This is a genomic window from Bradyrhizobium sp. BR 10261 (assembly GCF_019455395.1).
GTDB classification, from domain to species: domain Bacteria; phylum Pseudomonadota; class Alphaproteobacteria; order Rhizobiales; family Xanthobacteraceae; genus Bradyrhizobium; species Bradyrhizobium manausense.
This window is the reverse complement of sequence record NZ_JACOFQ010000002.1, coordinates 68928-95004: the sequence shown is the minus strand read 5'-3', so window position 1 is coordinate 95004 and position 26077 is coordinate 68928. Positions and strand designations below refer to the sequence as shown.

24 protein-coding genes are annotated in these 26077 nt (G+C 62.4%); 15 read left to right on the top strand and 9 right to left on the bottom strand.

What is annotated here, in order from left to right; all coding sequences use genetic code 11:
- The first annotated feature begins 111 nt into the window (after positions 1 to 111).
- Positions 112 to 1362, top strand: a complete 1251-nt coding sequence (locus HYH07_RS02460) for a flavin-dependent oxidoreductase (RefSeq protein WP_220000970.1) — start codon at positions 112 to 114, stop codon at positions 1360 to 1362.
- Between the two features lie 8 nt (positions 1363 to 1370).
- On the opposite strand, the gene HYH07_RS02455 is transcribed toward HYH07_RS02460, so the two are convergent.
- Positions 1371 to 1829 (bottom strand): cupin domain-containing protein, encoded by a 459-nt coding sequence (locus HYH07_RS02455; protein WP_220000969.1) that lies wholly within the window; start codon positions 1827 to 1829, stop codon positions 1371 to 1373.
- Positions 1830 to 1859: 30 nt separating this feature from the next.
- Positions 1860 to 3035 (bottom strand): ABC transporter substrate-binding protein, encoded by a 1176-nt coding sequence (locus HYH07_RS02450; RefSeq protein WP_220000968.1) that lies wholly within the window; start codon positions 3033 to 3035, stop codon positions 1860 to 1862.
- Between the two features lie 252 nt (positions 3036 to 3287).
- On the opposite strand from HYH07_RS02450, the gene HYH07_RS02445 reads away from it, so the two are divergent.
- The 3 genes from HYH07_RS02445 to HYH07_RS02435 all read left to right on the top strand — a co-directional run bounded on the left by HYH07_RS02445 (position 3288) and on the right by HYH07_RS02435 (position 6127).
- Positions 3288 to 3806 carry a MarR family winged helix-turn-helix transcriptional regulator gene (locus tag HYH07_RS02445; RefSeq protein WP_220000967.1) on the top strand — a complete coding sequence of 173 codons (519 nt, stop codon included), beginning with the start codon at positions 3288 to 3290 and terminating at the stop codon, positions 3804 to 3806.
- 148 nt (positions 3807 to 3954) lie between these two features.
- Positions 3955 to 5646, top strand: coding sequence for a benzoate-CoA ligase family protein (locus tag HYH07_RS02440; protein ID WP_220000966.1), 1692 nt, complete (start codon positions 3955 to 3957; stop codon positions 5644 to 5646).
- 22 nt (positions 5647 to 5668) lie between these two features.
- Positions 5669 to 6127: a RidA family protein gene (locus tag HYH07_RS02435; RefSeq protein WP_220000965.1), complete on the top strand. Its 459-nt coding sequence runs from the start codon at positions 5669 to 5671 to the stop codon at positions 6125 to 6127.
- A 27-nt stretch (positions 6128 to 6154) separates the two neighbouring features.
- Here HYH07_RS02435 and HYH07_RS02430 read toward each other — a convergent pair whose 3' ends face one another.
- Positions 6155 to 6883: a CBS domain-containing protein gene (locus HYH07_RS02430; protein WP_220000964.1), complete on the bottom strand. Its 729-nt coding sequence runs from the start codon at positions 6881 to 6883 to the stop codon at positions 6155 to 6157.
- A gap of 366 nt (positions 6884 to 7249) precedes the next feature.
- On the opposite strand from HYH07_RS02430, the gene HYH07_RS02425 reads away from it, so the two are divergent.
- Entirely contained in the window at positions 7250 to 8935 is a 1686-nt protein-coding gene (locus tag HYH07_RS02425; RefSeq protein WP_249781102.1) for an alpha/beta hydrolase, read from the top strand.
- Here the strand turns inward: HYH07_RS02425 and HYH07_RS02420 are convergent.
- Genes HYH07_RS02420 through HYH07_RS02410 form a run of 3 tightly spaced genes read right to left on the bottom strand, consistent with a single transcriptional unit; the run spans position 8932 to position 12458 of the window.
- Positions 8932 to 9903, bottom strand: a complete 972-nt coding sequence (locus HYH07_RS02420) for a CHAD domain-containing protein (RefSeq protein WP_220000962.1) — start codon at positions 9901 to 9903, stop codon at positions 8932 to 8934. The genes HYH07_RS02425 and HYH07_RS02420 overlap by 4 nt on opposite strands.
- 15 nt (positions 9904 to 9918) lie before the next feature.
- Entirely contained in the window at positions 9919 to 11463 is a 1545-nt protein-coding gene (locus HYH07_RS02415) for a bifunctional aminoglycoside phosphotransferase/ATP-binding protein (protein ID WP_220000961.1), read from the bottom strand.
- Between the two features lie 11 nt (positions 11464 to 11474).
- Positions 11475 to 12458 carry a zinc-dependent alcohol dehydrogenase family protein gene (locus HYH07_RS02410; RefSeq protein WP_220000960.1) on the bottom strand — a complete coding sequence of 328 codons (984 nt, stop codon included), beginning with the start codon at positions 12456 to 12458 and terminating at the stop codon, positions 11475 to 11477.
- Between the two features lie 172 nt (positions 12459 to 12630).
- Between HYH07_RS02410 and HYH07_RS02405 the strand changes: the two genes are divergently transcribed.
- Both HYH07_RS02405 and HYH07_RS02400 read left to right on the top strand, forming a co-directional pair.
- A complete protein-coding gene (locus tag HYH07_RS02405) occupies positions 12631 to 13470 on the top strand; it encodes a universal stress protein (protein WP_220000959.1) in 840 nt (279 codons plus the stop codon).
- A 71-nt stretch (positions 13471 to 13541) separates the two neighbouring features.
- Positions 13542 to 16232, top strand: a complete 2691-nt coding sequence (locus HYH07_RS02400) for a bifunctional acetate--CoA ligase family protein/GNAT family N-acetyltransferase (RefSeq protein ID WP_220000958.1) — start codon at positions 13542 to 13544, stop codon at positions 16230 to 16232.
- Positions 16233 to 16241: 9 nt separating this feature from the next.
- On the opposite strand, the gene HYH07_RS02395 is transcribed toward HYH07_RS02400, so the two are convergent.
- Positions 16242 to 16730: a phage holin family protein gene (locus HYH07_RS02395; protein WP_220000957.1), complete on the bottom strand. Its 489-nt coding sequence runs from the start codon at positions 16728 to 16730 to the stop codon at positions 16242 to 16244.
- A complete protein-coding gene (locus tag HYH07_RS02390) occupies positions 16731 to 17006 on the bottom strand; it encodes a hypothetical protein (protein ID WP_220000956.1) in 276 nt (91 codons plus the stop codon).
- 173 nt (positions 17007 to 17179) lie between these two features.
- On the opposite strand from HYH07_RS02390, the gene HYH07_RS02385 reads away from it, so the two are divergent.
- Genes HYH07_RS02385 through HYH07_RS02375 form a run of 3 tightly spaced genes read left to right on the top strand, consistent with a single transcriptional unit; the run spans position 17180 to position 20196 of the window.
- The gene (locus tag HYH07_RS02385; protein WP_220000955.1) at positions 17180 to 18316 is read left to right on the top strand and encodes an ABC transporter permease; all 1137 of its coding nucleotides are present in this window, start codon (positions 17180 to 17182) and stop codon (positions 18314 to 18316) included.
- A gap of 2 nt (positions 18317 to 18318) precedes the next feature.
- Positions 18319 to 19089, top strand: coding sequence for an ABC transporter ATP-binding protein (locus HYH07_RS02380; protein ID WP_220000954.1), 771 nt, complete (start codon positions 18319 to 18321; stop codon positions 19087 to 19089).
- A 3-nt stretch (positions 19090 to 19092) separates the two neighbouring features.
- Positions 19093 to 20196: an ABC-type transport auxiliary lipoprotein family protein gene (locus tag HYH07_RS02375; RefSeq protein WP_220000953.1), complete on the top strand. Its 1104-nt coding sequence runs from the start codon at positions 19093 to 19095 to the stop codon at positions 20194 to 20196.
- An 11-nt stretch (positions 20197 to 20207) separates the two neighbouring features.
- On the opposite strand, the gene HYH07_RS02370 is transcribed toward HYH07_RS02375, so the two are convergent.
- Positions 20208 to 20525 (bottom strand): c-type cytochrome, encoded by a 318-nt coding sequence (locus tag HYH07_RS02370; protein WP_220000952.1) that lies wholly within the window; start codon positions 20523 to 20525, stop codon positions 20208 to 20210.
- Positions 20526 to 20675: 150 nt separating this feature from the next.
- Here HYH07_RS02370 and HYH07_RS02365 point away from each other — a divergent pair, with 150 nt between their 5' ends.
- From HYH07_RS02365 to HYH07_RS02345, 5 genes are all read left to right on the top strand, one after another.
- Positions 20676 to 21389, top strand: a complete 714-nt coding sequence (locus HYH07_RS02365) for a helix-turn-helix domain-containing protein (protein WP_220001203.1) — start codon at positions 20676 to 20678, stop codon at positions 21387 to 21389.
- A 489-nt stretch (positions 21390 to 21878) separates the two neighbouring features.
- Positions 21879 to 22607, top strand: a complete 729-nt coding sequence (locus HYH07_RS02360) for a Crp/Fnr family transcriptional regulator (protein ID WP_220000951.1) — start codon at positions 21879 to 21881, stop codon at positions 22605 to 22607.
- A gap of 577 nt (positions 22608 to 23184) precedes the next feature.
- A complete protein-coding gene (locus HYH07_RS02355) occupies positions 23185 to 24156 on the top strand; it encodes a TRAP transporter substrate-binding protein (RefSeq protein ID WP_057749505.1) in 972 nt (323 codons plus the stop codon).
- Between the two features lie 67 nt (positions 24157 to 24223).
- Positions 24224 to 24769 carry a TRAP transporter small permease gene (locus tag HYH07_RS02350; RefSeq protein ID WP_220000950.1) on the top strand — a complete coding sequence of 182 codons (546 nt, stop codon included), beginning with the start codon at positions 24224 to 24226 and terminating at the stop codon, positions 24767 to 24769.
- Positions 24760 to 26052 (top strand): TRAP transporter large permease, encoded by a 1293-nt coding sequence (locus HYH07_RS02345; protein ID WP_220000949.1) that lies wholly within the window; start codon positions 24760 to 24762, stop codon positions 26050 to 26052. The genes HYH07_RS02350 and HYH07_RS02345 overlap by 10 nt, the downstream gene beginning before the upstream one ends.
- Positions 26053 to 26077: the final 25 nt, after the last annotated feature.

Sequence of the window (26077 nt, the reverse complement as noted above, 5' to 3'; positions counted from 1 at the left end):
GCCCAAGACCCGGGCCGCGATCGAGGCGGAGACGACAAAGCCGCTTGCAGCGGGGTCACCGGCCGTGCGACGCTAACCCGGTTGCCTGTGTATCGAGTGGAGTTGAGGGCGATGAAGGCGATTATCGTCGGTGGCGGTATCGGTGGTCTCACCACGGCTTTGATGTTGCGGGCTCGCGGCATCGGCTGTGAGATTTTCGAGCAATCCGATACGATCCGCGAGCTCGGCGTCGGCATCAACACGCTGCCGCACGCCATGCGCGAGCTTGCCGGCCTTGGTTTGCTGCAAAAGCTCGACGACGTCGCGATCCGTACTGACCAGCTCTACTACCTCAACCGCCATGGCCAGGAGGTCTGGCGCGAAGCCCGAGGCATCGATGCCGGACACGACGTGCCGCAATTCTCCATCCATCGCGGCCGCCTCCAGGGCGTCATCCATCGCGCGGTCGAGGAGCGGCTCGGTCCGGAAGCAATTCACACCGGTTGCCGGCTCGGCGCGTTCACGCAAGACGAGGGCGGCGTGACGGCTTACTTCTTCGATCGTGCGGGCTCGCACATCCGCACCGCGCGTGGCGATATCCTCATTGGCGCCGACGGCATTCATTCGCGCGTCCGCGACACGCTGTTCCCAAACGAAGGGCCGCCCTGCTGGAACGGCCTGATGCTCTGGCGCGGTGCGCGCGATTGGCCGCTGTTCCTCACCGGAAAATCGATGATTGTAGCCGGTGGCCTCAATGCCAAGGTGGTCGTCTATCCAATCGCGGAGGGATCGAGCCCGGCGAGCCGTCTCACTAATTGGGCGGTACTGGTGAAAGTGGGTGAGGGCAATGCGCCGCCGCCACGCAAGGAAGACTGGTCAAGGCCGGGCCGGCGTGAGGAGCTGATGCCGCATGTCGCGCGCTTCTCTGTGCCCTACATCGACGTGAGGAGCCTGATCTCGGCGACGCCCGAATTCTACGAATACCCGACCTGCGACCGCGATCCATTGCCATATTGGTCGTCCGGGCGCGTCACACTGCTCGGCGATGCTGCGCATCCCATGTATCCGGTCGGCTCCAACGGCGCCTCGCAGGCGATCCTCGATGCGCGCTGCCTCGCCGACGCGCTTGTCCGGGCCGAGCATCCGCGCCAGGCGCTGATGGAATACGAGAAGAAACGCCTGCCGATGACGGCAGACATCGTTCGCTCCAATCGCCGTGGCGGCCCCGAGGGCGTCATCGACGCCGTCGAGCAGCTCGCGCCCGACGGCTTCGACAATATTGACAACGTCCTGAGCTATTCCCAGCGCGAGGCGATCGTGCGTGGCTATGCCACCAAGGCCGGCTTCGCCGCGGTCCCGGGACTCGCGGCGGTGCGCGCCTGAAGTTGCTGCTAGCCGGCGCCGGGAGGCGGCGGCAGGAAATGGATGTTGTACTCGGCGGCCATCGCCACAACGTCCTCCGGCTTCTGCTCCTTCATGTTGTGAAGACCCCAGAACAGGTCGAACAGCTTTTTGGTCGGCGACACCCAGAACAGTACTTTTGCGGTTTGGTCCGACTTATTGAAGATGCCGTGCGGCACGCCCATGCCGAGACGGATCAGGTCACCGGGCGTCGCTTGCGCCTCTGAATTGCCAAGCACGAAGTCGAGCTTGCCCTCCAGCATGTAGAGATATTCGTCCTGGTCGGGATGGATGTGCGGCGGCACGAATGTGCCCGGTGGCAACGTCGCGTGCCAGGAGAAGCTGGTCTCGCTGTTGCTCTTTGGCACATAGGTCTGGCCCAGGATGTTCCAGGAAATGCCCTGGATACCCTCGTTAGCCCGCGTGATGCCGGTGATTTCGCTCTTCATCGTATTCCTCCCTTGACGCGACGTGCGGCTTTAGTTCACCGCCTTGCAATCCTTGGCGTAACGGTCCCCGTAATTTTCGAAAACCTTCTGAACGATCTCGGTCTGGAACTTGCCGTCCGGACGCTTGGCGACCTTGGTCAGGTAAAAATCCTGGATCGGATAGCCATTGGTGTTGAACTTGAACGAACCGCGCAGCGACCTGAAGTCTGCCTTCTTCAGGGCAGCCCCAACGGCATCCTTGTTGGAGAGGTCGCCCTTCGCTCCCTTGACCGCGCTGTCGATCAGCATCGCAGTGTCATACCCCTGCATGGCATAGGTGCCAGGCACGCTGTTATAGGCGGCCTCGTAGGCGGCCACGAACTTCTTGTTCTGGGGATTGTCGAGATTAGGTGCCCAGTTCGCGCCGCCGAACATGCCAACGGCCGCATCTTGCTGCGCCGGCAGGGTGGATTCATCCACCGTGAAGGCCGAGAGCACGGGGGTGCTGTCGGCGAGCCCGGCCTGCTTGTACTGCTTGACGAGGTTGACGCCGAGGCCGCCCGGCATGAACGTGAAGAGCGCATCAGGCTTCTGCGACGCAATTTTGGACAGCTCCGGTTGGAAGTCCAGCGTGTTGAGCGGCATGTAGGATTCTTCGACGATCTCCCCCTTGTAGTCGAGCTTGAAGCCGGCGACCGAATCCTTGCCCGCCTGATAGTTCGGCACCATCAGATACATCCGCTTGTAGCCGCGATCCTGCGCGACCTTGCCTAGGATCTCGTGGACCTGGTCATTCTGATAGGACGTCACATAGAAGAACGGGTTGCAGTCCTTGCCTGCGAAGGTCGACGGACCCGCATTAGGGCTGATCAGATAGGTCTTGGATTCCGTGACCGGTCGGTGGATCGCCTGGAGGATATTAGAGAAGATCGGTCCGACCACGAAGTCGACCTTGTCGCGCTCAAGCAGGCCCTTCACCTTGGTCACAGCCGCATCGGGTTTGAGTTCGTCGTCGACCACGACCACTTCGACATCACGCCCCCCCATCTTGCTGCCGAGATCCTTCACCGCGAGCGCAAAGCCGTCGCGAACTTGCTGACCAAGGGCTGCGGCGGGTCCGGAGAGGGTCACGATCACGCCTAGCTTGATCTTCTCCTGCGCGAGCGCCGGGCTCATCGCGGTGCCGAGAAGAAATGCGGCTGCGGCCAAGGTCAGTTGCGACTTCATGATTGATCCCCCGTAACGATTTGCACTTGCGCTGCAAGCTGCGTACTCCGAGCCAAGCTTATGCCGACGACGGCGCTCGCGGCAAGCCAAGCTCAGGCGCCGCCATCCTGCGGGCAGCGGCGCATGCAAACGGCGCGCCAATTATTTGAAGCTTAAAGAAATTCGTGTGCGGTCGATTGTTGCAGCTTTGGGCTTGCGGCCGGCGTCGATTTATTTGAAGCTCAAAACGTTGGGGAATCCGGGCCGGCGCCAATGCCGGCCGTGGGTGATTGCATCGAAATGCTCGATTCCGAGACCAAGGCCGTCGAAACTCCGGAGGACCATGCCGAAGAGCTCCGGCTGTGGTTGCGTCTGCTTACCTGCACGACCTTGATCGAGGGCGAGGTCCGCGGCCGGCTGCGGCAGCGGTTCGACGTCACGCTTCCGCGTTTCGACCTGATGGCGCAGCTCGACAAGGCGCCCGACGGCATGACGCTGTCGGACGTCTCAAAGCGCATGATGGTGTCCAATGGCAATGTCACTGGCCTGGTCGAACGCCTCGTGGAATCCGGCCATCTCGACCGTCGCACCTCGGAGACTGACCGCCGCGTCCAGGTGATCCGCCTCACCAAGCTTGGTCGTGCCGAGTTTCGCAGGATGGCCTCGGAACACGAGACCTGGATCGCCGATCTCTTTGCCGACCTGACGCCCAAGGATGTCCGCGAGCTGATGCGGCTGCTGGCCAAGACCAAGGCGTCGGCGCAGAAATCTGCTGTGCGTCGCAAGCCTTAAGTCCACCGGCCGGCGCGTCCGCCCATTTCGCTTTGCCGCACGAAAATGGAGGGATGCCCAAAATCCGCTATTGCGCAAAATTGTTTTAAGCATAAAATGTTTTCCAGATGGTGCTGCCGGGTGCTTTCCATGCGCAAAGGAGCGTGCGATGGCCAACGCTGCCAAGGTTCAAGTCTCGGGCTCGCATGACGGCGATGCCACGACCGCCCATGTCGATAGGTTTGCGCGGCAGCATCTGCCGCCGTCTGAGCTCTGGCCGGAGTTCATCTTCACGCGTCCGGAACTGCACTATCCGGCGCGATTGAACTGCGTCAGCTATTTCCTCGATCGCTGGGTCGAGCAGGGGCACGGGGATGCGTCCTGTGTCATCAGTCCCGCCGTCAGCTACACTTATCGCGAGTTGCAGGCGCTCGTGAACCGCATCGCCAATGTGCTGGTCGGCAAGCTCGGACTCGTCACCGGCGGGCGCGTGCTGCTGCGCTCCGCCAACAGTCCGATGATGGTCGCGACCTATCTCGCAGTGATCAAGGCCGGCGGCATCTGCGTGGCGACAATGCCGTTGCTGCGCGCCAAGGAGCTATCCTATCCGATTCAGAAGGCGGAGATCGCGCTCGCGCTCTGTGACGGAAAGCTTTCCGATGAGATGGAGAAGGCGAAGCTGGCCGCACCAGGTCTCAAGCATGTGGTCTATTGGGGTAATGGCGCCCCGGACTCGCTAGAGGCGCTGATCGCGGATGCCAGCGCTGAGTTCACGGCAGTTGATACTGCAGCCGATGATATCTGTTTGATAGCCTTTACGTCGGGCACGACCGGCGATCCTAAGGGCACCATGCATTTCCACCGCGACATGCTGGCGGTGTGCGACGGCTATGCACGGAACATCTTGCGGGCCGAGCAGAGGGATCGCTTCGTCGGCTCGGCGCCGCTAGCCTTCACCTTCGGTTTCGGAGGCGTACTGTTCCCGATGCATATCGGCGCTTCGTTTGTTGTGCTGGAGAAGACGACGCCCGATGACATTCTTTCGGCGATCGAACAGTACAAGATCACGGTCTGCTTCACGGCGCCGACGGCTTACCGCGCCATGATCGGCAAGCTTGCAGGCCGCGACATCTCTTCACTGCGAAAGTGCGTCTCCGCCGGCGAGACGTTGCCCAAGCCGACATTCGACGCCTGGCTGAAAGCGACCGGCATCAAGCTGATGGACGGCATCGGCTCGACCGAGCTGCTTCACATCTTCATCAGCGCGACCGAGGACGAGATTCGTCCCGGCGCCACCGGCAAGCCTGTTCCCGGCTATGAGGCAAAGATCGTCGATGACGATGGCAACGAGTTGCCGCCAGGCACGATAGGGAAGCTCGCCGTGCGCGGGCCAACCGGCTGCCGTTATCTCGCCGACGAGCGACAACGCAAATACGTCCAGAACGGGTGGAACATCACCGGTGACACCTATTTGATGGATACCGACGGCTACTTCTGGTACCAGTCGCGCTCTGACGACATGATCGTGTCAGCCGGTTATAATATCGCGGGCACGGATGTGGAAGCGGCCTTGCTCACGCATCCTGCGGTTGCCGAGTGCGGGGTCGTCGGAGCGCCGGACGAGGCGCGCGGAATGATCGTGAAAGCCTATGTCATAGCCGCCCCCGGCGTGACGCCGGATGCAAAGCTCGCGGCCGAGTTGCAGGAACATGTCAAACGCGAGATCGCGCCATACAAGTACCCGCGCGCGATCGAGTTCGTGACACAGCTGCCGAAGACCGAGACCGGCAAATTGAAGCGCTTCGCCTTGCGACAACTGGCGCAGGCGGCTGCTACGTCCTCGGGCGTCGCGGCAGAATGAGATAAAGGATCAAGAATTGTCCGTGACAACGCCGAAAGGCCCACAGCTTGCAGTGCTACCAACTGCTGCCGAGGATGATGCCAGCCCCAGGGCGCAGGTGCTCCACCCCTCCGGCTGGCCGATGCCGAAGGGTTATGCCAACGGTATGGCCGTTGAGGGACGCATTGTCGTCACAGGTGGTGTGATCGGTTGGGATGCCCAGGAGCGTCTCGCCGCAGGCTTTCTAGCGCAGGTGCGCCAGATCCTGACCAACATTGCCGAGATTTTGGCCGAGGCCGGTGCGCGGCCCGAGCATCTGGTGCGCTTGACCTGGTACGTCGTCGACATGGAGGAATACCTGACAAACCTCAAGGAACTCGGCAAGATCTATCGCGCAATCTTCGGTGCGCACTATCCAGCGATGGCGCTGGTCCAGGTCGTGCGTCTGGTCGAGAAGGCGGCGCGCGTCGAGATCGAGGCCACCGCCGTCATTCCTCGCTGAGTAGATTCTCGCGCGCAAGTTCCCGACTCAGCTTGCTTTGGCGAGATCGTCATCCTCGGGCGAGTTCAGATAGACGCCTGACATGCTGTCGACCCAGCAGAGATGGTCGTGCACCTTTTTGACGCCCTCGACGTTCTCGGCGGCGACGACCGCTGCCTGTCGTGCCCGCTCCTCGGTGATGACGCCGCTCAAGTGAACGATACCGTCGCGCACGATGACGTTCAGCCCGAACGGGCACCAGTCGTTCTTCTCCATGGCATCGATGATGCGACCGCGGATGTGATCGTCGTCGGCAGTCGGATCCGGCACCTCGCGGGCGAGGCCAGCGGCTGCCTGCAGCAGGTTGGCGCGCGACACGATACCGATGACCTTGTCGCCGCGGACCACCGGCAGGCGCTTCACGTTATTCTGTTCCATCAGCTCGACGATCTCGGCGAGCGCAGTATCCTCGGTGATGGTTACGGGCGATGCGGTCATCACCTCGGAAACCTTCCGGCCGTGCTCGTGGACGAAGTCGCTGGCCGACTTGCCGGGCCCGAGGATGAACTGCAACCAGCGTCCGCGTTTGCGCCCGGTACCGATCTCGCTTCGGCGGATGAAGTCGCCTTCCGAGACCACGCCGATCAGCTTGCCACCGTCGTCGACTACGGTAAGGCCGCTGACATGACGCTTCAACATGATGTTGGCCGCTTCGACAATGCTGGTATCGGGTGTGACCGAGATAACCGACCGGGTCATGATCTGGTGGGCGCGCATGTAATGCTCCGCTAGCTCGTCAAGTTTTGATAGCTGAAATCTAGATCGTGCCCGGCGGCATGGTTTGACGCATGTCAAGACGTGAGCTCGGTACGTCCTGGTTGAGCGATTGTGATCAATCTCTGGAATTGATGCAGCTCAACGTTTCCCGGGCGGGGAGCCATATCCTGCTCCGCAACGAGCAGAAGCGCACGAGAATCCCGGGCCATGAACATTGTAAAGATCCTTCCTCGGACGGCACAGCCGGTGTTGCCAGCGTCATCCGTCGAGCCGGTTGTTGGCGCCGCCTCGTCTGCGACAAGCACCAATTCAACCGGCGAGACCTCGACCGCCGAGCCGGCGTCCGAACGCTATTCTCTGGACCGCATGTTCCATGCGATGCTGGCGCGGTTCACGGGCGGGCTTTCGCCGACCGCCTTGATGCTGGCCTGGCTCGATTGGAGTTCCCATCTCGCGTGGGCGCCGCAACGACGGATGGAGATCGCCAACAACTTCATTCGTGATAGCAGCCGGTTGCTGGAAGCAGCTACGCACGCGACTGCAGCGGGGCTAGCACCCTGGTCCGTGATCCGGCGGGAGAAGCGGGACCGTCGTTTCAGGGAGCCGCAATGGGAAGCGCCGCCTTTCAATCTTCTTGCGCAGGCGTTTCTGCTCGGCGAGCGCTGGTGGCACGATGCCACGACGGGTGTGCGAGGCGTCTCGCATGCGAACGAAGCCATCGTCGAATTCTCGATGCGCCAGGTATTGGACATGCTTGCGCCGTCGAATTTCGCCGCAACAAACCCAGAGGTGTTGGAGAAGGCGTTTCAAAGCGGCGGAGAGAATTTTGTCTTTGGATGGCAGAATTGGTGCGGCGATCTCATGCGGATGCTCTTGGAAGCAAAGCCCGCTGCAAATGATCAGTTTGTCGTCGGCCACACGGTCGCGGCGTCGCCTGGCAAGGTCGTCTACCGCAATGCGCTGATCGAACTGATCCAGTATCATCCGACGACGGCAAAAGTGCGGCCTGAGCCGATCCTGATCGTGCCGGCCTGGATCATGAAATACTACATTCTCGATCTGTCGCCGCAGAATTCGCTGGTTAAATTTCTCACCGATCAGGGATTTACCGTGTTTGCAATCTCCTGGCGCAATCCGGACGCCCGAGATCGGAATGTTGCGTTTGACGACTACCGCAAGCTGGGGGTGATGGCCGCGCTGGATGCGATTGGCCGAATCATGCCCGGGCAGAAGGCCCATGCGCTCGGTTATTGTCTTGGCGGCACTTTGCTGTCCATTGCTGCCGCTGCAATGGCGCGCGACGGCGATGATCGCCTGGGCACCATCACGCTTCTGGCGGCGCAGACCGACTTCACCGAAGCCGGCGAGCTGACGCTCTTCATCAATGAGAGCCAAGTCGCCTTCCTTGAAGACGTGATGTCGCAGCGAGGTTATCTGGATACGGCACAGATGGCCGGCGCGTTCGCGCTGCTGCGTTCGAACGACCTGATCTGGTCGCGGCTGTCGCGCGACTACCTGATGGGCGACGCGGCGCCGCCGAGCGATTTGATGGCTTGGAACGCGGACGCAACGCGATTGCCCTATCGCATGCATTCGGAATATCTGCGTAAGCTGTTCCTTGACAATGATCTCGCCGAAGGACGTTACCTTATGGAAGGCCGGAACATCTCGCTCTCCGACATTCATGCGCCGATGTTCGCGGTCGGTACGGTCACCGATCACGTGGCGCCGTGGCGATCTGTGCACAAGCTCCACTATCAGGTCGATGCTGATCTGACCTTTCTATTGACTAGTGGCGGCCACAACGCAGGCGTCGTCGCGCCACCCGACGAGACCGGGCACAGCTATCAGGTGATGACCAAGGCTGCAGACGCGCCCTATGTCGGCCCGGAGGAATGGCTGAAGCTGGCGCCCCATGTCGAGGGATCGTGGTGGCCGGAGTGGACCCGCTGGCTCGTCGCCAGATCCGGCGCGCTCTGTGATCCGCCGCGGATTGGATATGGCGATCTCAGCGGCCTGCCCGATGCTCCCGGCGACTACATCCGCACCTAGTCCTCCGGCTCCGCGTCCGGCGTCAGATCGGAGGAGCGGAAGGGCTCGGCCCTGTTCAGCTTGTGATACGCGGTCGAAGCAGTCTGCAACAGTTTCTTCTCCCGCTTGCGGTCGAGAAAGCGGATGCCGGCTTCGGTGGCCTCGTTCAACGACGCGGCCAGTGTCTGGCCGCGCGCATCGTCGTTCAGCCGTCCGAGGGACTTTTGCGCCTTGCGCAATTGCTTGAGGATCGACTTCTGCTTCGTCGGTGACGTGCCTGAGAACAGATCGTCGAGCGACTCGATCGAATAGGTCAGCCGCTTGTTGAGAATCCGCAGCTTGTGCCGCTTCTCGACATCGAGCTTGTGCAGCCTTTTGGCCTTCCTGAGCAGCGTCCTTTCCCATTCGGTCAGCTGTGTCGTCCCGTGGTCGGCGAGCGGGCAGCGGCGTAGCCGGATGGCCACTTTGCTACGGTGCGTCGACCAGGGGCCGCTCTCGATCCAGCTCGAGGTCTGTTCGACCAGCCGACGATACCGTGCCGATTGCAGCGCTCGGGCCAGCAGACGATGGCTTTCGGCGCGCTTCTCCTCCCAGTGCCTGAGTTCGGCGATGACGGCGAGTTCGCCGCCGGCCTCGGACGTGATGCGTTCAATGGCGACGTCGAGGTCACGCACCATGCCGAGCTGACTATTCAGCCACTTCAACTCGGCCCAGACTTCGGGGCGCAGCGCATCGTCGACCATAGGCGAAAAGAAGCGAATCGCAGTCCGCAAATGGGTCAGCGCGATTCGGATCTCGTGAAGCGCGTCCGGATCGCCACGGCAGGTGCCGTCGTACTGGGCGACAACGGCTGCGAGGTGACGGCGCGCGATGATCCGGAAGGCTGTGTCGCAGGCCATGCCGGGGCTCAGGCGGCCGGGCAGCGTATTGCGGCTTGCCGCCGGCTTCGCACCGGCGGTCGCCTTCGAACTCCTGGTGGGTCGCGCCATCCTAGCCCGCGCCAATCAGATTGCCTTGCCATCCTTGGCGATCGCGTCCCGGCAGTTCTGGAGCGTCTGCGCTTGCGTTCCGGACGCGTCGATGGTGGCCCAACCCATGTGGCCGATATTATAGTGCTCTTGCAACGCGGCAACCTGTTGCGTGGCATCCGATGCATCACTGCTGCGACCACCGATTCGGGCCTGCCGTGTCGCCAGATCGGCGACCAGGAAAAGGCCGGTGAAGGGCACGTGGCAATCCCCGGCTAGCTTGGCGAAGGCGTCTCTTTCGAAGTCGCGGGCAAATACGCCGTCGACGACCACGGAATGGCCCTGTGCCAATATGCGGCGGGTGTGCCTGGCCAATGTTGCGTAAACCCGTTCAGCAAGCTCGGGCGTATAGGCAGATGGCGGCAGCCGCTCCGTCTCGGCGACCCCGAACATCTGCTTGCGGATGACGTCACTCCGCAACACGACGGCCCCCGGCTGCGGCCCGACGGTCGGCGCGAGCGCGCGCGCTAGAACTGACTTGCCGGTGCCAGACAGTCCGCCCACCGCGACCAGGCGGGGCGCGGCAGGCTGGATCAGCTTACGCGCAAGGTCGAAATAGCGGCGAGCATCATCGAGGATATCGGGCTCGCTGGCATGCGGGCGCTTCAACCGTGCCAGGGCTACCTGGGCGCGGATTGCAGCCCGGATCGACATGAACAACGGCAAGGCGGCAAGCGCGTCCAGATTTCCGAGCGGTGTCGCGGCAAGATACCCGTTCAAGACGGCGTTGGCGGCAATGGGCTGGTCGTGCCGGAGCAGGTCCATCAGCGTGAATGCGAGGTCGTAGAGCACGTCGACCGTTGCCATCCGCGCGTCGAATTCGATGGCGTCGAACAGCACGGGGCAGTGGCCGATCAGCACGATATTGGCGAGATGCAGATCGCCATGGCAGCGCCGTACGAAGCCCTGACGATGGCGTTCCTCGAGCAAGGGACGCAAGCGCACGAATGCCTCGTGCAAAGCTTTGCCGAGCTGTTCGATCGCTGCCGCGTCGAAATGGTTGTCGCTTCGCAGGCCATCGCTGTTGCCATCGATCAGCGCGGGGATGGAAGAGACCCACTCCTCCCGTTTGGCGAGCGATGTCGCGGTGTGCGAAGCTGCGATCGCCTCGGCGACGGCCATGGAGAGGTCTGCATCCAGCGGACCGGCCTTGGCCAGATGGTCCAGCGTCCGGTTTTCGTCGAAGCGCGACATGTCGACCGCATACTCGATCGGTCGTCCGCGGCCGTCGACCGCCACCGAACCGTCGGGCTCTTCGGTGATCGCGATGACGCCGTGATAGATCTGCGGCGCCAATGGGCGGTTGATCCGGATTTCCTCCTCGCAGGCCGCCTTGCGCTTCTCAAGCGTCGAATAGTCGAGGAAGGGAAATCGCACGGCTCGTTTGATCTTTAACGCGCGATCGCCGTCGAGAAAGACCGAGGCGCCGTGCGTATCGATCCGCGTCACGCCGGGATGCCCAGCCAGTGCTTGGAAGATCCGTTCCTGGATCGTCGTTTGATCTTTCGCCGAGGCAGGCATTCGAAGCACCCTCAGGGCGTCAGGACGGCCGCACCCAGAATCTGGCCGTTCCGTAGCATGCTGAGGACGTCGTTGGCTTGATCCAGCGGAAATGCCGTCGTCTCGGTGCGCACGCCGGCCTGCGGTGCGATCCTGAGAAAATCCAGGCCATCTTGCCGGGTCAGATTGGCCACCGAGACCAACTGCCGTTCCTCCCAGAGCAAACCATACGGGAAGCTCGGGATGTCGGTCATGTGGATGCCGGCGCACACGACGCGTCCGCCTTTTCGAACGGCGCGCAGCGCGGCCGGAACGAGTTCGCCGGCTGGTGCGTAAATGATAGCGGCGTCGAGCGGTTCGGCGGGCATCTCGTCAGACGCTCCCGCCCAGACCGCACCAAGACGTCGTGCGAGAGTTTGTGCGGCGTCATCGCCGCGCCGCGTGAATGCATAGACAGATCGCCTCTGCCAGACCGCGACTTGCGCGATGATATGGCCGGCCGCGCCAAAACCATAGAGACCGAGCCTCTCCGCAGGACCAGCCAGAACCAGCGAGCGCCAGCCGATCAGCCCAGCGCACAGCAGAGGAGCGATCTCCACGTCATTGCTGCCTTCGTCCAGTGGAAACGCGTAGCGCGCGTCGGCGATGGTGTGCGTTGCGTAGCCGCCGTCGCGCGTGTAGCCGGTGAACAGCGGGCTGTCGCAGAGGTTTTCCATGCCATCCCGGCAGAATCGACAGTTTCCGCACGTAGAGCCGAGCCAGGGAATGCCGACCCGGTCACCAGGCGCATGTGTTGTAACATTGGGGCCGACGAGGTCGACCCGGCCAACGATCTCATGGCCAGGCACAATCGGATAACGAATACCAGGCAGCTCGGCGTCGACGACGTGCAGGTCGGTCCGGCACACCCCGCAAGCGCTGATCTTCACGCGGATCTGGCCATTCCCCGGGATTGGATCAGGACGTTCCTCCATTCGGAGTCGCGCTCGTGGGGTCGGCAACACCATTGCACGCATAAGTCTCTCCGGGGCGAACCGCTCCGATTGAATATCCATAGAATGACGGAGTGGCCAGTCCTTGACCTCGGTCAACGTCCGCCGCTGTCTGATCGGGCGAAGTTCCCCGCCTTGACGAGAATCAAGGGGCCTAACGAAAAGCAGCCTATTTTGGTTGCCAAGGAGAATCCCCATGCCCATCAAGGACGTCTTTCTGCCGCTTTTTGGCGAGCCGCGCGCCCCCAGGTTGGCCGCGATCGAGAAGTGCGTCGCCGTTGCCGCCGATCTCGGCGCCAGGATCACCGGGCTCGCGCTCGAGGAAGACGCCTTCGTGCGGCCGAAGGTGGTGCGCCCCGATGACCCGGAGCCCGCCGAACTCGGTCATGTGGGCAAGGCGGGCGAGTTGCAGCAGCTCTTGGACGTATTCACCAACGCGGCCTCGCGTGTCGGCATTCGAGCTCAAAGCCGATCGGGCAGGGTGCCGGCTGAGCAGATTGCATCGACCTTGGCCGAGCATGCGCGCTTCAGCGATCTCGCTTTGATCCCCGTGAGGCCGCACGACAGCCGAACCGAAAACCTCATTGAAACGTTCCTGTTCGAATCGGGGCGGCCGCTGCTGCTGTGTCCGGAAGAGCGCGCGGCGACGTTACGGCCGGAATTCGAGAATGTCATGATTGCCTGGGACCACTCGGCGCGCGCCGCACGCGCTGTCGGCGACGCATTGCCGATCCTGCAAGCGGCAACCGTGGTACACGTCGTCACCGTGGCAGACGATCAGGACGAAGCGATTGCGCAATCCGGCGACAGTCTCGTCCATCATCTCAGGGAACACGGGATTTATGCGTCCTTCGAAATGGTGAAGGGCGACGGGAGTTCGATCGGCAAGGTGCTCGGGAGCTGGGCACAATCCCACGCGGTCGACGCCGTCGTCATGGGCGGCTATCATCACTCGCGCCTGAACGAGACCGTCTGGGGTGGCGTGACCAAGACTGTCATCGGCCAGCCACCATGCTGGGTGATGATGTCGCACTAGGTGCGTTTCAACTCATATCCTGTCGGGCCTAGCTTCTGTCGGACCCGTTGCCCGATCGGACGATTGTGATCATGTCGACTTACCGCCTGAAAAATGTGTTGTCGCCCCAGTCAGTTGCGCTGGTCGGCGCAAGCTCCCGCCCGGTTTCCGTCGGGCGTGCGGTCCTGGAGAACATTCGCAAGGCGGAGTTCAAGGGGCCGTTCGGCTTGGTGAACCCGCGCCATGCGGAGATCGACGGCATGACTGCCGTAGCCAGCCTGGCGCAATTGTCCTTCGTGCCTGAGCTCATCGTCGTCACCGCGCCGGCAGGCGAGATTCCCGACATCATCGATCAGGCCGGCCGTCTTGGCGCGGCCGGCGCCCTGATCGTTTCGGCGGGGCTTGGCCAGGGACCGGGCTCGCTCCAGGAAGCCACCATCGTCGCCGCCCGCAAATACGGCATGCGGCTGATCGGTCCCAACTGTCTCGGCATCATGATGCCCGGCACAAGCCTCAATGCGACCTTCGCGGCGCATATGCCGGCGGCAGGCAACCTCGCGCTGATCTCGCAATCGGGCGCGATCGCAGCCGGTATGGTGGACTGGGCCGCGCAGCGCGGCGTAGGCTTCTCGGGCATCGTCACCATCGGTGATCAGATTGACGTCGACATCGCGGATCTGCTCGACTATTTCGCGATGGACCACAAGACGCGGGCGATCCTGCTCTATATCGAGGCCATCAAGGACGCGCGGAAGTTCATGTCGGCGGCGCGCGCTGCAGCGCGTGTGAAGCCGGTCGTCGTCGTGAAGTCCGGCCGCATGGCGCAGGGGGCGAAGGCGGCTGCCACGCATACAGGTGCGCTCGCTGGTGCCGACGCGGTCTACGATGCGGCCTTCCGCCGTGCCGGCGTACTTCGAGTATCCGATCTGCGCGAGCTGTTCGATTGTGCCGAGACCCTGGGCCGGGTCGGGTCGCCGGCCGGAAAGCGCCTTGCGATTCTGACCAATGGCGGTGGCATCGGCGTCCTCGCGATTGATCGGCTCGCGGACCTTGGCGGAGTTCCCGCGCCCATGACACCGGAAGCGCGCCAGAGGCTCGACGCGGTGCTGCCGCCGACCTGGTCCGGCGCAAATCCCGTCGACATCGTCGGTGATGCCGACGCGCCGCGTTACGCCGCTGCGTTGGAGGTGCTGCTCGACGATCCCGGCAATGATGCGGTCCTGGTGCTCAACGTACAAACTGCGATCGCATCGGCCGCCCAGATCGCGACGACTGTGACCGATCTCATCGGAAAATATCGCGAGAAGCACCGCAGTTGGGCCAAGCCTGTGCTTGCGGCCTGGGTCGGGGCTGATCAGGAGATCATTGCGACGCTATCCGCCGCCGGCATTCCGAACTACCCGACTGAAGATGATGCAGTGCGCGGCTTCATGCACATGGTCCGACATCGCGAGGTGGTCGACGAGCTGAGCCAGGTTCCTCCGGCGATGCCGGACGCTTTCGTGCCCGATGTTGCGGCCGCGAAGCAGATCGTCTCGACGGTCATCGCCGACGGGCGCAAATGGCTGGAGCCTGTCGAGATCAAGCATCTGCTTGGCTGTTATGATATCGCCATGGTGCCGACCTACGCGGCTGAAGATGACGAGCAGGCGGTCGCCTACGCGGATGAGATATTCGCACGGGGCGCCACCGTCGTGCTCAAGATCCTGTCGCGCGACATCGTGCACAAGTCCGACGTCGGCGGTGTCGTGCTCAATCTGACGACGCCGGCCGCGGTACGCGCGGCTGCCGCCGAGATTCTCGCGCGGGCGAAGAGGTTGCGGCCCGAAGCCCGCATCGATGGCATCATTGTGCAGGCAATGGTGGTCAAGGCCAAGGCGCGAGAGCTGATCTTGGGTCTCGCCGATGACCCGACGTTCGGCACCGTCGTCGTGTTCGGCCGCGGCGGGACGGCGGTTGAGATCATCAATGACAAGGCCCTGGCGCTGCCGCCGCTTGATTTACAGCTTGCCCGTGATCTCATTGAGCGCACGCGCGTGTCGCGGTTGCTACGTGCCTACCGGGACGTGCCGGCCGTCAAGCAGGACGCCGTCCCTTTGGTCTTGGTCAAGCTGGCGCAGATGGCGGCGGACATTCCCGAGATCCGTGAGCTCGATATCAACCCTCTGCTCGCCGACGAAACCGGCGTAACGGCGGTCGACGCCCGCGTGGCCGTGGGGCCGCCGCAGCGGAAATTCGCGGGCTCCGGGCCTGCAAATTTCGCCGTACGTGCCTATCCGTCGCAATGGGAGCGTCGCCTTACACTCAAGGATGGCTGGCACATCTCGGTGCGTCCCCTGCGCCCCGAGGACGAGCCGACCATCCACGAATTCCTGCGTCACGTCACGCCGCACGATCTTCGCCTCCGGTTCTTCGCGCCGATGAAGGAGTTCACCCACGAGTTCATCGCGCGCCTGACCCAGCTCGACTATGCGCGGGCCATGGCGTTCATTGCGTTCGACGACAGTAATGAGATGGTCGGAGTGGTGCGGTTGCACTCGGACTCGATCTACGAGAGAGGCGAATACGCGATCCTGCTGCGCTCCGACCTCAAGGGCAGGGGCCTCGGTTGGGCCTTGATGCAGCTGATCATCGACTATGCCAGATCGGAAGGCCTCAAGATCATCTCGGGCGACGTGCTCAAGGAGAACGTCGTGATGCTCGAGATGTGCCGGCAGCTCGGCTTCGAGATCAAGCCGGATCCGACCGAGCCTGACCTCTGCGACGTCCGGCTGAAGCTCTGAGGCGGCTCGCTACGAACGCGCTTCGGAACTTGCGTCCGATGCGCTCTCTCTGGCGGTCTTCCGCATGTTCCTGACGATGATCGCAATGAGCGGCACCAGCACCGGCACGATTGTGCTCAGCGGATGATGGACTGCGCCGGTCAATTCGGCCTGAAACGCGCGGGCTTCGACCTGAAGCGCCTCGATCGATGTGCCGTGGATCTCGTTGGCGAGCTCAATGTCGCGGCCGGATGGCGGGCGCCCGGCGACGATGAACAGGGCCGCCGCGATGGCGAAATTGATCGCTCCGAGGACCGCCGCCGCGGTGATCGCGCTCCAGATCTGGACCAGGGCGAAATAGGCCGATAGCTCCAGCATCAAGAGACCGAATGCGGCGATCAGCGCGGCGAAGGCCCGCAGGCCAAGTCCGACAAGCAGGTGTCGCAGCCGGATATCCGCGATGATCCTGTCGGTGCGCCACAAGGCGCGCAGATGCTTGATCACATTCTCGCTATTCACCTAGTGCCTCCGCAGCATGAAGCCGACCACCACGCCGAGCGCAAAAGCGGACGCGAGCGAGGCGACCGGGCGCCCCGTGATGAGGTCATGGAGCTGCTCTTGATCTTCGCTCACGGTTTCGCCGAGTTCGGCCAGCGCTGCCTTGATCTGATCGGCGAGAATCTCGGCACGTTCCTTCGAACTCTCGAACATCCCCTCGCCAGCCGTGCTCAGCAGCCGGGTAACGTCCACCTTCAACGTCCGCAGTTCTTCGCTCACCCTGTCGCTGTCGAACATGGATTTGATGTCTCCATTGAATGGAGCAAAACCTAAGTCGCGCCGGTGCGCCCGTGCTTGATTTGCGTCAAGCGGCGCGTGGTAGCAGTCTTGAGACAGGTCAAACCCGCCGCCACATGCTGGCCTAGAAATAGCAGCTCAATGGGACCAAATCGTCCCGATGAGGTGGAAGCGTGAACCCAGAACCGCTGTTGCTGGCGACGTCGTCTGGCGATGTGCTGAAATTGCGCCCGGAAGGGCCCTGGACCGCGGCGAATGTGACGACGCTCGAGACTTTGTCCCGCTCGGTCGACGCAGAGGTCGATCGATCAAGAGCCGTGACGCTGGACATGTCGGGAATCAGCGCGCTCGATACGCTCGGGGCCTGGATCCTGGAGAAGCTGTCGCGCAAAGCCGCCTCATCGGGCAGGCGAGCCGAGATCACGGGCGTGGCCGATCATTTCAATGGCCTGCTGGAGGAGGTGCGGCAGGTCAATCGTCACGCGCCGCCGCCGGCGGTCGCCCCCAACCCGGTTCTGCTCAGGCTGAACGACCTCGGCAAGGCCACGATCGGTGCGCGTGAAGATATCGCGATCTTTCTGCAAATGCTGGGCGCCCTGTTCATGGCGGTGGCCGGCGTCTTGCGGCGGCCCCACTCGCTGCGGCTGACGTCGCTGGTCTATCAGCTCAACCGGATCGGGTTGCAGGCAATTCCAATCGTCGTACTGATCACTTTCCTGATCGGCGCCATCATTGCCCAGCAGGGATTCTTTCATTTCCGCAGGTTCGGTGCGGAGTCCTACACAGTCGACATGGTCGGCATCCTCGTCTTGCGCGAGCTCGGCGTGCTGATCGTCGCCATCATGGTCGCTGGACGTTCGGGAAGCGCCTATACGGCCGAGCTTGGCTCGATGAAAATGCGTGAAGAGATCGACGCGCTCTCCACCATGGGGCTAGATCCCGTCGACGTCCTGATCTTGCCGCGCGTGGTTGCCCTCGTCATCGCGCTGCCCATTCTCGCCTTCATTGGATCGATGGCCGCGCTCTATGGCGGCGGTCTGGTTGCGCATTTCTACGGCGACATGGGGCCTGCGATCTACATCGCGCGGCTGCATGAAGCCATTTCCGTCACCCATTTCGAGGTCGGGATCCTGAAAGCGCCGTTCATGGCTCTGGTCATCGGGATCGTCGCCTGCAGCGAAGGATTGCGCGTGAAGGGTAGCGCGGAATCCCTTGGTCGACAGACGACGACATCGGTGGTCAAGTCGATCTTCCTGGTGATCGTGCTGGACGGGCTATTCGCGATCTTCTTCGCTTCGATCGGAATGTGACGATGCCCGAGCCGCAAGCAGAGTTCGCGATCCGGGTCCGTGATCTCGTCGTTGGTTTCGGCCGTCAGACCGTGCTCGGCCATCTATCGCTCGATGTCCGCTGCGGCGAGATTCTTGGACTGGTGGGCGCATCTGGCGGCGGCAAGTCGGTGCTGATGCGTACCATTATCGGTCTTATTCCGCGTCGCAGCGGCACCATCGAAGTCATGGGGCAGACGATTGGTGCCCCGCATGATCGCAGCCGCGCAGCGACATGGGGCATTCTGTTCCAGCAGGGCGCGCTGTTCTCATCGCTGACCGTCAGGCAGAATGTACAATTTCCGCTTCGCGAAAATCTCGTGTTGTCACAGGAGCTGATGGACGAGATCGCGATTGCCAAGCTCGAGATGGTTGGGCTACGCGCGCAGGATGGCGACAAATATCCATCCGAACTGTCGGGCGGAATGACGAAACGCGTGGCGCTGGCGCGCGCGCTCGCGCTCGATCCACCGATCCTCTTCCTCGACGAGCCGACGTCCGGCCTCGACCCGATCGCCGCGGGCGATTTCGATGCGCTGATCCGGACGTTGCAAAAGACCCTCGGGCTCACTGTCTTCATGGTCACCCATGATCTCGCAAGCCTTACCACAGTCTGCGACCGCGTTGCCGCGCTTGCCGATGGCAAGATCGTGGCGATCGGCCCCATGCGCGACCTGCTGCAATCCGAGCACCCCTGGGTGCGGGCCTATTTCCACGGCAAGCGCTCGCAGATGCTGCAACCACAGATGAGATGATACATGGAAACCCGCGCTCCCTACGTGCTGATCGGCACCTTCGTGCTGGCCGCGATCCTCGCGGTATTCGGCTTCGTCTATTGGCTGAACAACAGCGGTGGCATCGGGCCGCGCGCGAACTACCAAGTACAGTTCCAGGGACCGGTGCCAGGCCTTCTGGTCGGTGCCGGCGTCCTGTTCAACGGCATCCGCGTCGGTGAGGTGACGCAGCTTGGCCTTGCGCCCGACAATCCGCGCTTCGTCAATGCGACGATCTCGGTCGCTTCAGCAACGCCGGTGCGCACCGACACCAAGGTCGGGCTCGATTTCCAGGGGCTGACGGGCGTGCCGGTGGTGACGCTGGAGGGTGGCACGATCGTCGCGAGGTCTGGCGACCCTCTGACTTTGATCGCCGAGGCCGGCGCGGGCCTGAGCATGACGCAGGCAGCGCGCGAGGCGCTGCGGCGCGTCGATTCCGTGCTTGAGGACAATTCCGGCCCACTCAAGGACACCATGGCCAATTTCAAGACGTTCTCGGATGGCCTTGCGCGCAACACGGGTAAGATTGACGGTATCCTGGCGGGCCTCGAGAAAATGACCGGCGGCGGCGCGCCTGCACAGAAGATCACCTATGATCTCCGCACGCCACAAGATCTCGGAGGTGCCGGCAAGACGCTCTCGGCATCGCTGGCCATTCCCGAGCCGACCGCCGTCGCGATGCTACAGACCCAGCGCATGCTGTTCTCGCCGACTGGCGATATCAAAGGCTTCGCCGACTTCCTCTGGGCCGATAGCATTCCAAAGCTGGTGCAGGCGCGGCTGATCGACAGCTTCGAGAATTACGATATTGCGCACGCCCCGTTGCGAACGACAGAATTGGGGCAGGCGGAATATCAGCTTTTGATCGACATCAGGCGTTTCCGCATTGCCACGGACGGCGAGCCGCGGGTCGAGATTGGACTATCGGCACGGATCGTCGACAAGAATGGCAAGGTGACCGCATCCCGCCTGGTCGAGACCAGCGAGAAGCTCGACAAGGTCGAGCCGGCCGCCGCGGTCACAGCGTTCGACGCAGCGTTCGCACGCATCGCCAGGGAGCTGATCGGCTGGACCGTCCAGGCGGTGTGATGCTTCCAAAGCTACTCGAGCGTCTTGAGATAGGACAGGAGGTCGTGGATCTGGTCGGGCTCGAGCTCGAAAGCGGGCATGTCGGCGTGGCCGGTATAGATACCTTCAGCGAGTGCTTCCTCGAGGGAATCGATCGCGTAGCGCCGGTGCAAGGTCCTGAACGGCGGTGCGATCTTGAGCGGGCTTTCGGAACGACGGTCGATCGCGTGGCAGCGCGCGCAATTGGCGCGCGCATAGGCCTTGCCGCGTTGCTCGGCGCTCTGCGCGGCGAGCGCGGGAGTGATCAGGAGCAGCCCAATCAGGCCGTAGCGCAGCGCGGCGTGCAGCATGGAAATCGGTCCCGTTGAATTCTCGGCGCAGAGTAGGGCGGGGACGTGCGTCAAATTTGATCTGGGTCAATCGACTTTGCCGGGTTGCAGTAAAATGCACTTGGCGCGGTTTCTGTCGGTCGCGGAGATTCGATGACGCCTGGGCGATGGATGAAGGCTTCCGTGACGATGATTGAGCCAAACGATCATTTTTGCAGCGACTGCGCGGTCCGCGGCATCGCGGTTTGTGCGTCGCTGGACTCGGCCGAGCTCGGGGAGTTCGAACATCTCGGGCGCCGCGTTCATTTCGGAGCGGGAGAGACGGTGTTTTCCGAGGAGGATATCACGACCTCGTTCTACAATCTCCTCGAAGGCGTGATGCGGCTCTACAAGCTGCTGCCTGACGGTCGCCGGCAGATCGTGGGCTTTGCCTTGCCCGGCGATTTCCTCGGGATGAACCTGTCCGGCCGCCACAATTTTTCGGCCGATGCGATTGGTACCGTGACCGTGTGCCAATTCGCCAAGACAGCTTTTGGCCGCTTCATGGAGGACCGGCCGCATCTGCTCAAGCGCATCAACGAGCTGGCGATTCGAGAGCTGAGCCAGGCGCGTGACCACATGGTCCTGCTCGGCCGTCGCTCGGCAGATGAAAAGGTCGCGACTTTTCTGCTCGGCTGGCGAGAACGACTGGTCCCGCTGAAGGGTTCGTCGAATACTGTCCCCTTGCCGATGAGCCGGCAGGACATTGCGGACTACCTTGGCCTGACCATCGAAACCGTCAGCCGCACCTTCACCAAGCTGGAACGGCACGGTGCGATCGAGATCATCCATGGCGGAATCAGCCTGCGCGACCCCGCCCGGATCGAAGCCTTGGCCGCGGCCTGAATCCCGACACGACCTGGCCTCGCCCTCGCTGGTTTTTGATCCGGATCAATGACGGCAGTCGCGCCTCGTCAATAATACCCCCACAACAAGGTCCGGGAGGGAATGATGCCGACTGACGCGCTGCTTGTGACCATGGCCGTGGTGGCTGTCTTTGTGGCATTTGCCTGGGCGCTGGCTTGGGCGGACCGACAGACGAGTGCTCGCAGGCTCGGTTCGGACACAAAGCGCTGAAGTTCCCAAGATCATTTTGATGCGCCTTTCGCGGCGGCTATCGGCCATTCCGCCGTGACCCGGCCTGATCGCGATCTGCTTTCTCCACAACTCTGCATGGTTTGAATTGCATCCACGCACCCTGCGGGTGCGGATTGGTGGCGCTACCGCGACATTTTAACGGCAGTTGTCTCAAACTGTCCCGTGCTTTCCGGTTGAAAAGACAGGCAACACTGACTACGCAGGAACTCCAGCGCTCGCAGTCTTAGGAGTCCCGGCGTGCCTCAGGACAAGACCGGCGACCCCCGGCAGTCGTCGGGTAACAAACTGTCGGTCCTGCGCAAGCATCCGATCTTCGCGGATCTTGAGCCGGACGCGCTCGATCAACTGTGCCGCTATGCCAAGCACACCACGGTCAAGCGCGGCGCGACGATCGCCGCGAAGGGCGACCCCGGAAACAATCTGTTCGCGGTGATCACGGGAACAGTGAAAATCTCTTCCTCGTCGCCCGATGGCCGGAATGCCATTCTCAACCTGATCGGTCCGGGAGAGATCTTCGGGGAGATCGCGGTGCTCGATGGTGCGCCACGGTCGGCCGATGCGACTGCCAACACCAATTGCGAACTCTACATCATCGATCGCCGCGACTTCCTCCCCTTCGTGAAGAGTCAGCCGGCGCTGGCGATGAAATTCATTGAATTGCTCTGCGCGCGGCTGCGCTGGACCAGCCAACAGGTCGAGCAGGTGATCCTGCAGAATCTGCCGGGCCGGCTCGCGAGCGCATTGCTCGGTCTCACCGAGGAGCGCAAGCTCGATTCGGGCAGTGGCACCCTCGCGATCACCCAGCAGGAGATCAGTGAAATGGTGGGGATGACGCGCGAGAGCATCAACAAGCAATTGCGCGCATGGGCGGGCCGAAACTGGGTCCGCCTTGAGCACGGCGCCATCGTTGTGCTCGATACCGATGCGCTCCGCGAGCTGGCCGAGAGCGGCCTCGACGGCGAGTGATCTTGCTGGTCTAGCCGTCGATGACCGCGACTGCCGCCGGATGTGGGGGTGGCATTTCGGAAAAGCGGAATTATGCTCCGATTGTCCTGCCGGATGCCGCCTGGCGGATCAATGCAAGTCCAGCATCGATCGATGCCGCATTTGGCTTGGACTCAGAATGTCGCCCGCCCTAGGGACGACGTTGGCGATATCACGCCGATGGGCGCGTTCATAATAGACGAGGCGATCGTCTCGCCCAAACTCCAAGCCGCATCCAATAGCGGTCGAGCACAAAGCAGAGGAACGTCTATGGATACGATGAGCATCGTTACCGCGCATCCAGCATTGGCCGACGGCGCGGCCCGATTGCCGGGGAGCCGGCACCTGCCGCACGGGTCCCCCGCAGGAGCGGGCGCGATGAGCGCCGCGCGGTCGCGGGCAGAGATCGTTAACCGGCCAGATTTACTCGACCCCGCCGCGCTATCCTACGAAGGTGGTGCAGTTGTAGCGCTTGACTTCACACCTGAAGTGGAGCGACGCAAGGCGGTCTGTAGCACCAGCCCAACGACGACATAATCAACTCAGGAGGAAAGCCCAGATGAAGACACTCATCGGTATCATCGCAGCCGCTACACTGGCTGTCTCGGCGCCGTTCGCGACTGCACGCGATTTCCGCTCGGCCGACGTCCACCCGGCCGACTATCCGACCGTCGAAGCCGTCAAGTTCATGGGCAAGCAGCTTGCGACCGCGAGCGGCGGCAAGCTCGGCGTCAAGGTATTTCCGAACGGGGCCTTGGGCTCCGAGAAGGACACCATCGAGCAGCTCAAGATCGGCGCGCTCGACATGATGCGGATCAACGCATCGCCGTTGAACAACTTCGTGCCGGAAACCGTCGCCCTGTGCCTGCCCTTCGTCTTCCGCGACACGCAGCATATGCGCACCGTTCTCGACGGGCCGATCGGCGACGAGATCCTTGCGGCCATGGAGCCTGCGGGGTTGATCGGCCTCGCTTACTATGACAGCGGCGCCCGTTCGATTTACACCGTCAAGGCACCGATCAAGTCGCTGGCCGACGTCAAGGGCCTGAAGATTCGCGTCCAGCAATCGGACCTCTGGGTCGGCATGATCCAGAGCCTCGGCGCCAATCCGACACCGATGCCGTATGGCGAGGTCTACACCGCGCTCAAGACCGGCCTGGTCGACGCTGCCGAGAACAACTGGCCCTCCTACGAGTCCTCGCGTCATTTCGAGGCTGCCAAATTCTATAACGTCACCGAGCACTCGCTGGCGCCTGAGGTCCTCGTGATGTCCAAGAAGGTCTGGGATACGCTGAGCAAGGAGGATCAGGCGATGGTCCGCAAGGCGGCGAAGGAATCGGTGCCGGTCATGCGCAAGCTCTGGGACGAGCGCGAGCAGGCGTCCCGCAAGACCGTCGAAGCCGCCGGCGTTCAGGTCGTCACGGTCGCGAACAAGCAGGAGTTTGTCGACGCGATGAAGCCGGTGTACCAGAAGTTCGCCGGTGACGAGAAGCTCCAGAGCCTCGTCAAGCGCATCCAGGACACCAAGTAAAAGCACGAGGGGACCAGATCCGGCGCTGCGCCTGCGCGGCGCCGGATCCTGACAAGGGAGGGGCGGGATGACAGACCCACACGTCGCAGACAATGAGCAGGAGGCGGGCCATCCGTCCACCAGTTTGCTGTCGCGGATCAATGCGCCTATCGCCCGTGCAGGCATGTATCTGTCCGTGAGCGGGTTGCTCGTCATCGTCACCATCGTGTTCTACCAGGTGTTCGGACGCTACGTGCTCAACTCCAGCCCGACCTGGACCGAAAACCTCGCGCTCGTCCTGATCCTCTATGTCACGCTGATCGGCGCTGCCGTCGGCGTGCGCGATGCCGGACATATCGGCATGGACAGTCTCTTGGTGATGCTTCCGGATCACCTGCGAGAGAAGGTCGAGCTCGTGATCCACATCCTGGTGGCTCTATTCGGTGTTGCCATGGCCTACAACGGCTGGATCCTTGGCGCGTCGGTCGGGACGGTGCATATCCCCAATCTCGGTTTCCCTGAGGTCGTTCGCTACGTGCCGCTGGTCGCCTCCGGCGTCCTGATCGTCTCCTTTTCAATCGAGCACATCATCGCGCTCCTGCGCGGCGAAGAGGTCGTCCCCTCATGGAACTGATTATTCTCGGCGCCACGTTCTTCGGCTTTCTGGTTCTGGGCGTACCGGTCGCCTTCGCGATCGGCCTCTCGGCGATCTGCACCATCCTCTACGAAGGCCTGCCCGTCGCCGTCATCTTCCAGCAGATGATGTCGGGAATGAATATCTTCTCGTTCCTTGCCATTCCGTTCTTCGTCTTCAGCGGTGAGTTGATGCTCCATGGCGGCGTTGCCGACAAGATCGTGCAGCTCGCCAAAAATGTCGTCGGCCACATCCGCGGCGGCCTCGGCATGTCGAACGTGGTCGCCTGCACGCTGTTCGGCGGTGTCTCCGGCTCCCCCGTGGCCGACGTGTCGGCGATGGGCGCGGTGATGATCCCGATGATGAAGAAGGAGGGGTTCGACACCGACTACGCCGTCAACGTCACCACGCATGCCTCGCTCGTCGGCGCCTTGATGCCGACCAGTCACAACATGATCATTTATGCGCTCGCCGCCGGCGGCAAGGTCTCGATTGGGGCGCTGATCGCAGCGGGCCTGCTGCCGGCGCTGGTGCTGATGATTTGTATGCTGGTCGCCGCTTACGCGGTTGCAGTGAAGCGCGGCTATCCCGCCGGCAAGTTCCCCGGCTGGACCGAGGTGGTCCGCTCGTTTGCGGCCGCTTTGCCCGGCCTTCTGATCGTCGGCATCATCCTGACGGGTATCTTGTCGGGGGTTTTCACGGCAACTGAATCCGCCGCCGTCGCTGTCACCTATACGATCGTGCTGACGTTCTTCATCTACCGAACCATGACCTGGAACAACTTCCTGCATGCGGCGGCCAAGGCGGTGAAGACCACGGGCGTGGTGCTTCTGTTGATCGGCGTCTCCACCATGTTCCAGTACCTGATGGGCCTCTATGAAGTCGCCGATTTCGCCGGCGACCTGATGAGCAAAGTGTCCACGCAGCCCTGGATGATCTTGCTGCTGATCAACGTCATCCTGTTCCTGCTTGGCACCTTCATGGACATGGCGGCGACCATCCTGATCTGCACCCCGATCTTCCTGCCGATCGCGATGAAGGCGGGCATGGATCCGGTGCAGTTCGGCATGCTGATGCTGATCAACTGCGCCCTGGGCCTGAACACTCCGCCGGTCGGAACCACGCAGTTCGTCGGCTGCGCCATTGGCGGCATTTCGGTAGGCGCGGTGATGCGCACCATCCTGCCGTTCTACGCGGCCCTGATCGCCGCGCTGATGTTCGTGACCTACGTCCCGGCCTTCTCGCTGTGGCTGCCTCGTCTGCTGATGGGGTACAAAGGATAGCTGTCGTGCGTCCGCCGGCATTGGC

Bases quoted from the DNA above. Each gene is read 5' to 3' on its own strand.
- HYH07_RS02460 (WP_220000970.1), top strand. From the start codon at position 112: ATGAAGGCGATTATCGTCGGTGGCGGTATCGGTGGTCTCACCACGGCT.
- HYH07_RS02440 (WP_220000966.1), top strand. From the start codon at position 3,955: ATGGCCAACGCTGCCAAGGTTCAAGTCTCGGGCTCGCATGACGGCGAT.
- HYH07_RS02380 (WP_220000954.1), top strand. From the start codon at position 18,319: ATGCCCGAGCCGCAAGCAGAGTTCGCGATCCGGGTCCGTGATCTCGTC.
- HYH07_RS02415 (WP_220000961.1), bottom strand. From the start codon at position 11,463: ATGCCTGCCTCGGCGAAAGATCAAACGACGATCCAGGAACGGATCTTC.
- HYH07_RS02370 (WP_220000952.1), bottom strand. From the start codon at position 20,525: ATGCTGCACGCCGCGCTGCGCTACGGCCTGATTGGGCTGCTCCTGATC.
- HYH07_RS02390 (WP_220000956.1), bottom strand. From the start codon at position 17,006: ATGTTCGACAGCGACAGGGTGAGCGAAGAACTGCGGACGTTGAAGGTG.
- HYH07_RS02375 (WP_220000953.1), top strand. From the start codon at position 19,093: ATGGAAACCCGCGCTCCCTACGTGCTGATCGGCACCTTCGTGCTGGCC.
- HYH07_RS02445 (WP_220000967.1), top strand. From the start codon at position 3,288: ATGCCGGCCGTGGGTGATTGCATCGAAATGCTCGATTCCGAGACCAAG.
- HYH07_RS02455 (WP_220000969.1), bottom strand. From the start codon at position 1,829: ATGAAGAGCGAAATCACCGGCATCACGCGGGCTAACGAGGGTATCCAG.
- HYH07_RS02365 (WP_220001203.1), top strand. From the start codon at position 20,676: ATGAAGGCTTCCGTGACGATGATTGAGCCAAACGATCATTTTTGCAGC.
- HYH07_RS02355 (WP_057749505.1), top strand. From the start codon at position 23,185: ATGAAGACACTCATCGGTATCATCGCAGCCGCTACACTGGCTGTCTCG.
- HYH07_RS02430 (WP_220000964.1), bottom strand. From the start codon at position 6,883: ATGCGCGCCCACCAGATCATGACCCGGTCGGTTATCTCGGTCACACCC.
- HYH07_RS02405 (WP_220000959.1), top strand. From the start codon at position 12,631: ATGCCCATCAAGGACGTCTTTCTGCCGCTTTTTGGCGAGCCGCGCGCC.
- HYH07_RS02400 (WP_220000958.1), top strand. From the start codon at position 13,542: ATGTCGACTTACCGCCTGAAAAATGTGTTGTCGCCCCAGTCAGTTGCG.
- HYH07_RS02425 (WP_249781102.1), top strand. From the start codon at position 7,250: ATGTTCCATGCGATGCTGGCGCGGTTCACGGGCGGGCTTTCGCCGACC.
- HYH07_RS02350 (WP_220000950.1), top strand. From the start codon at position 24,224: ATGACAGACCCACACGTCGCAGACAATGAGCAGGAGGCGGGCCATCCG.
- HYH07_RS02410 (WP_220000960.1), bottom strand. From the start codon at position 12,458: ATGCGTGCAATGGTGTTGCCGACCCCACGAGCGCGACTCCGAATGGAG.
- HYH07_RS02450 (WP_220000968.1), bottom strand. From the start codon at position 3,035: ATGAAGTCGCAACTGACCTTGGCCGCAGCCGCATTTCTTCTCGGCACC.
- HYH07_RS02345 (WP_220000949.1), top strand. From the start codon at position 24,760: ATGGAACTGATTATTCTCGGCGCCACGTTCTTCGGCTTTCTGGTTCTG.
- HYH07_RS02420 (WP_220000962.1), bottom strand. From the start codon at position 9,903: ATGGCGCGACCCACCAGGAGTTCGAAGGCGACCGCCGGTGCGAAGCCG.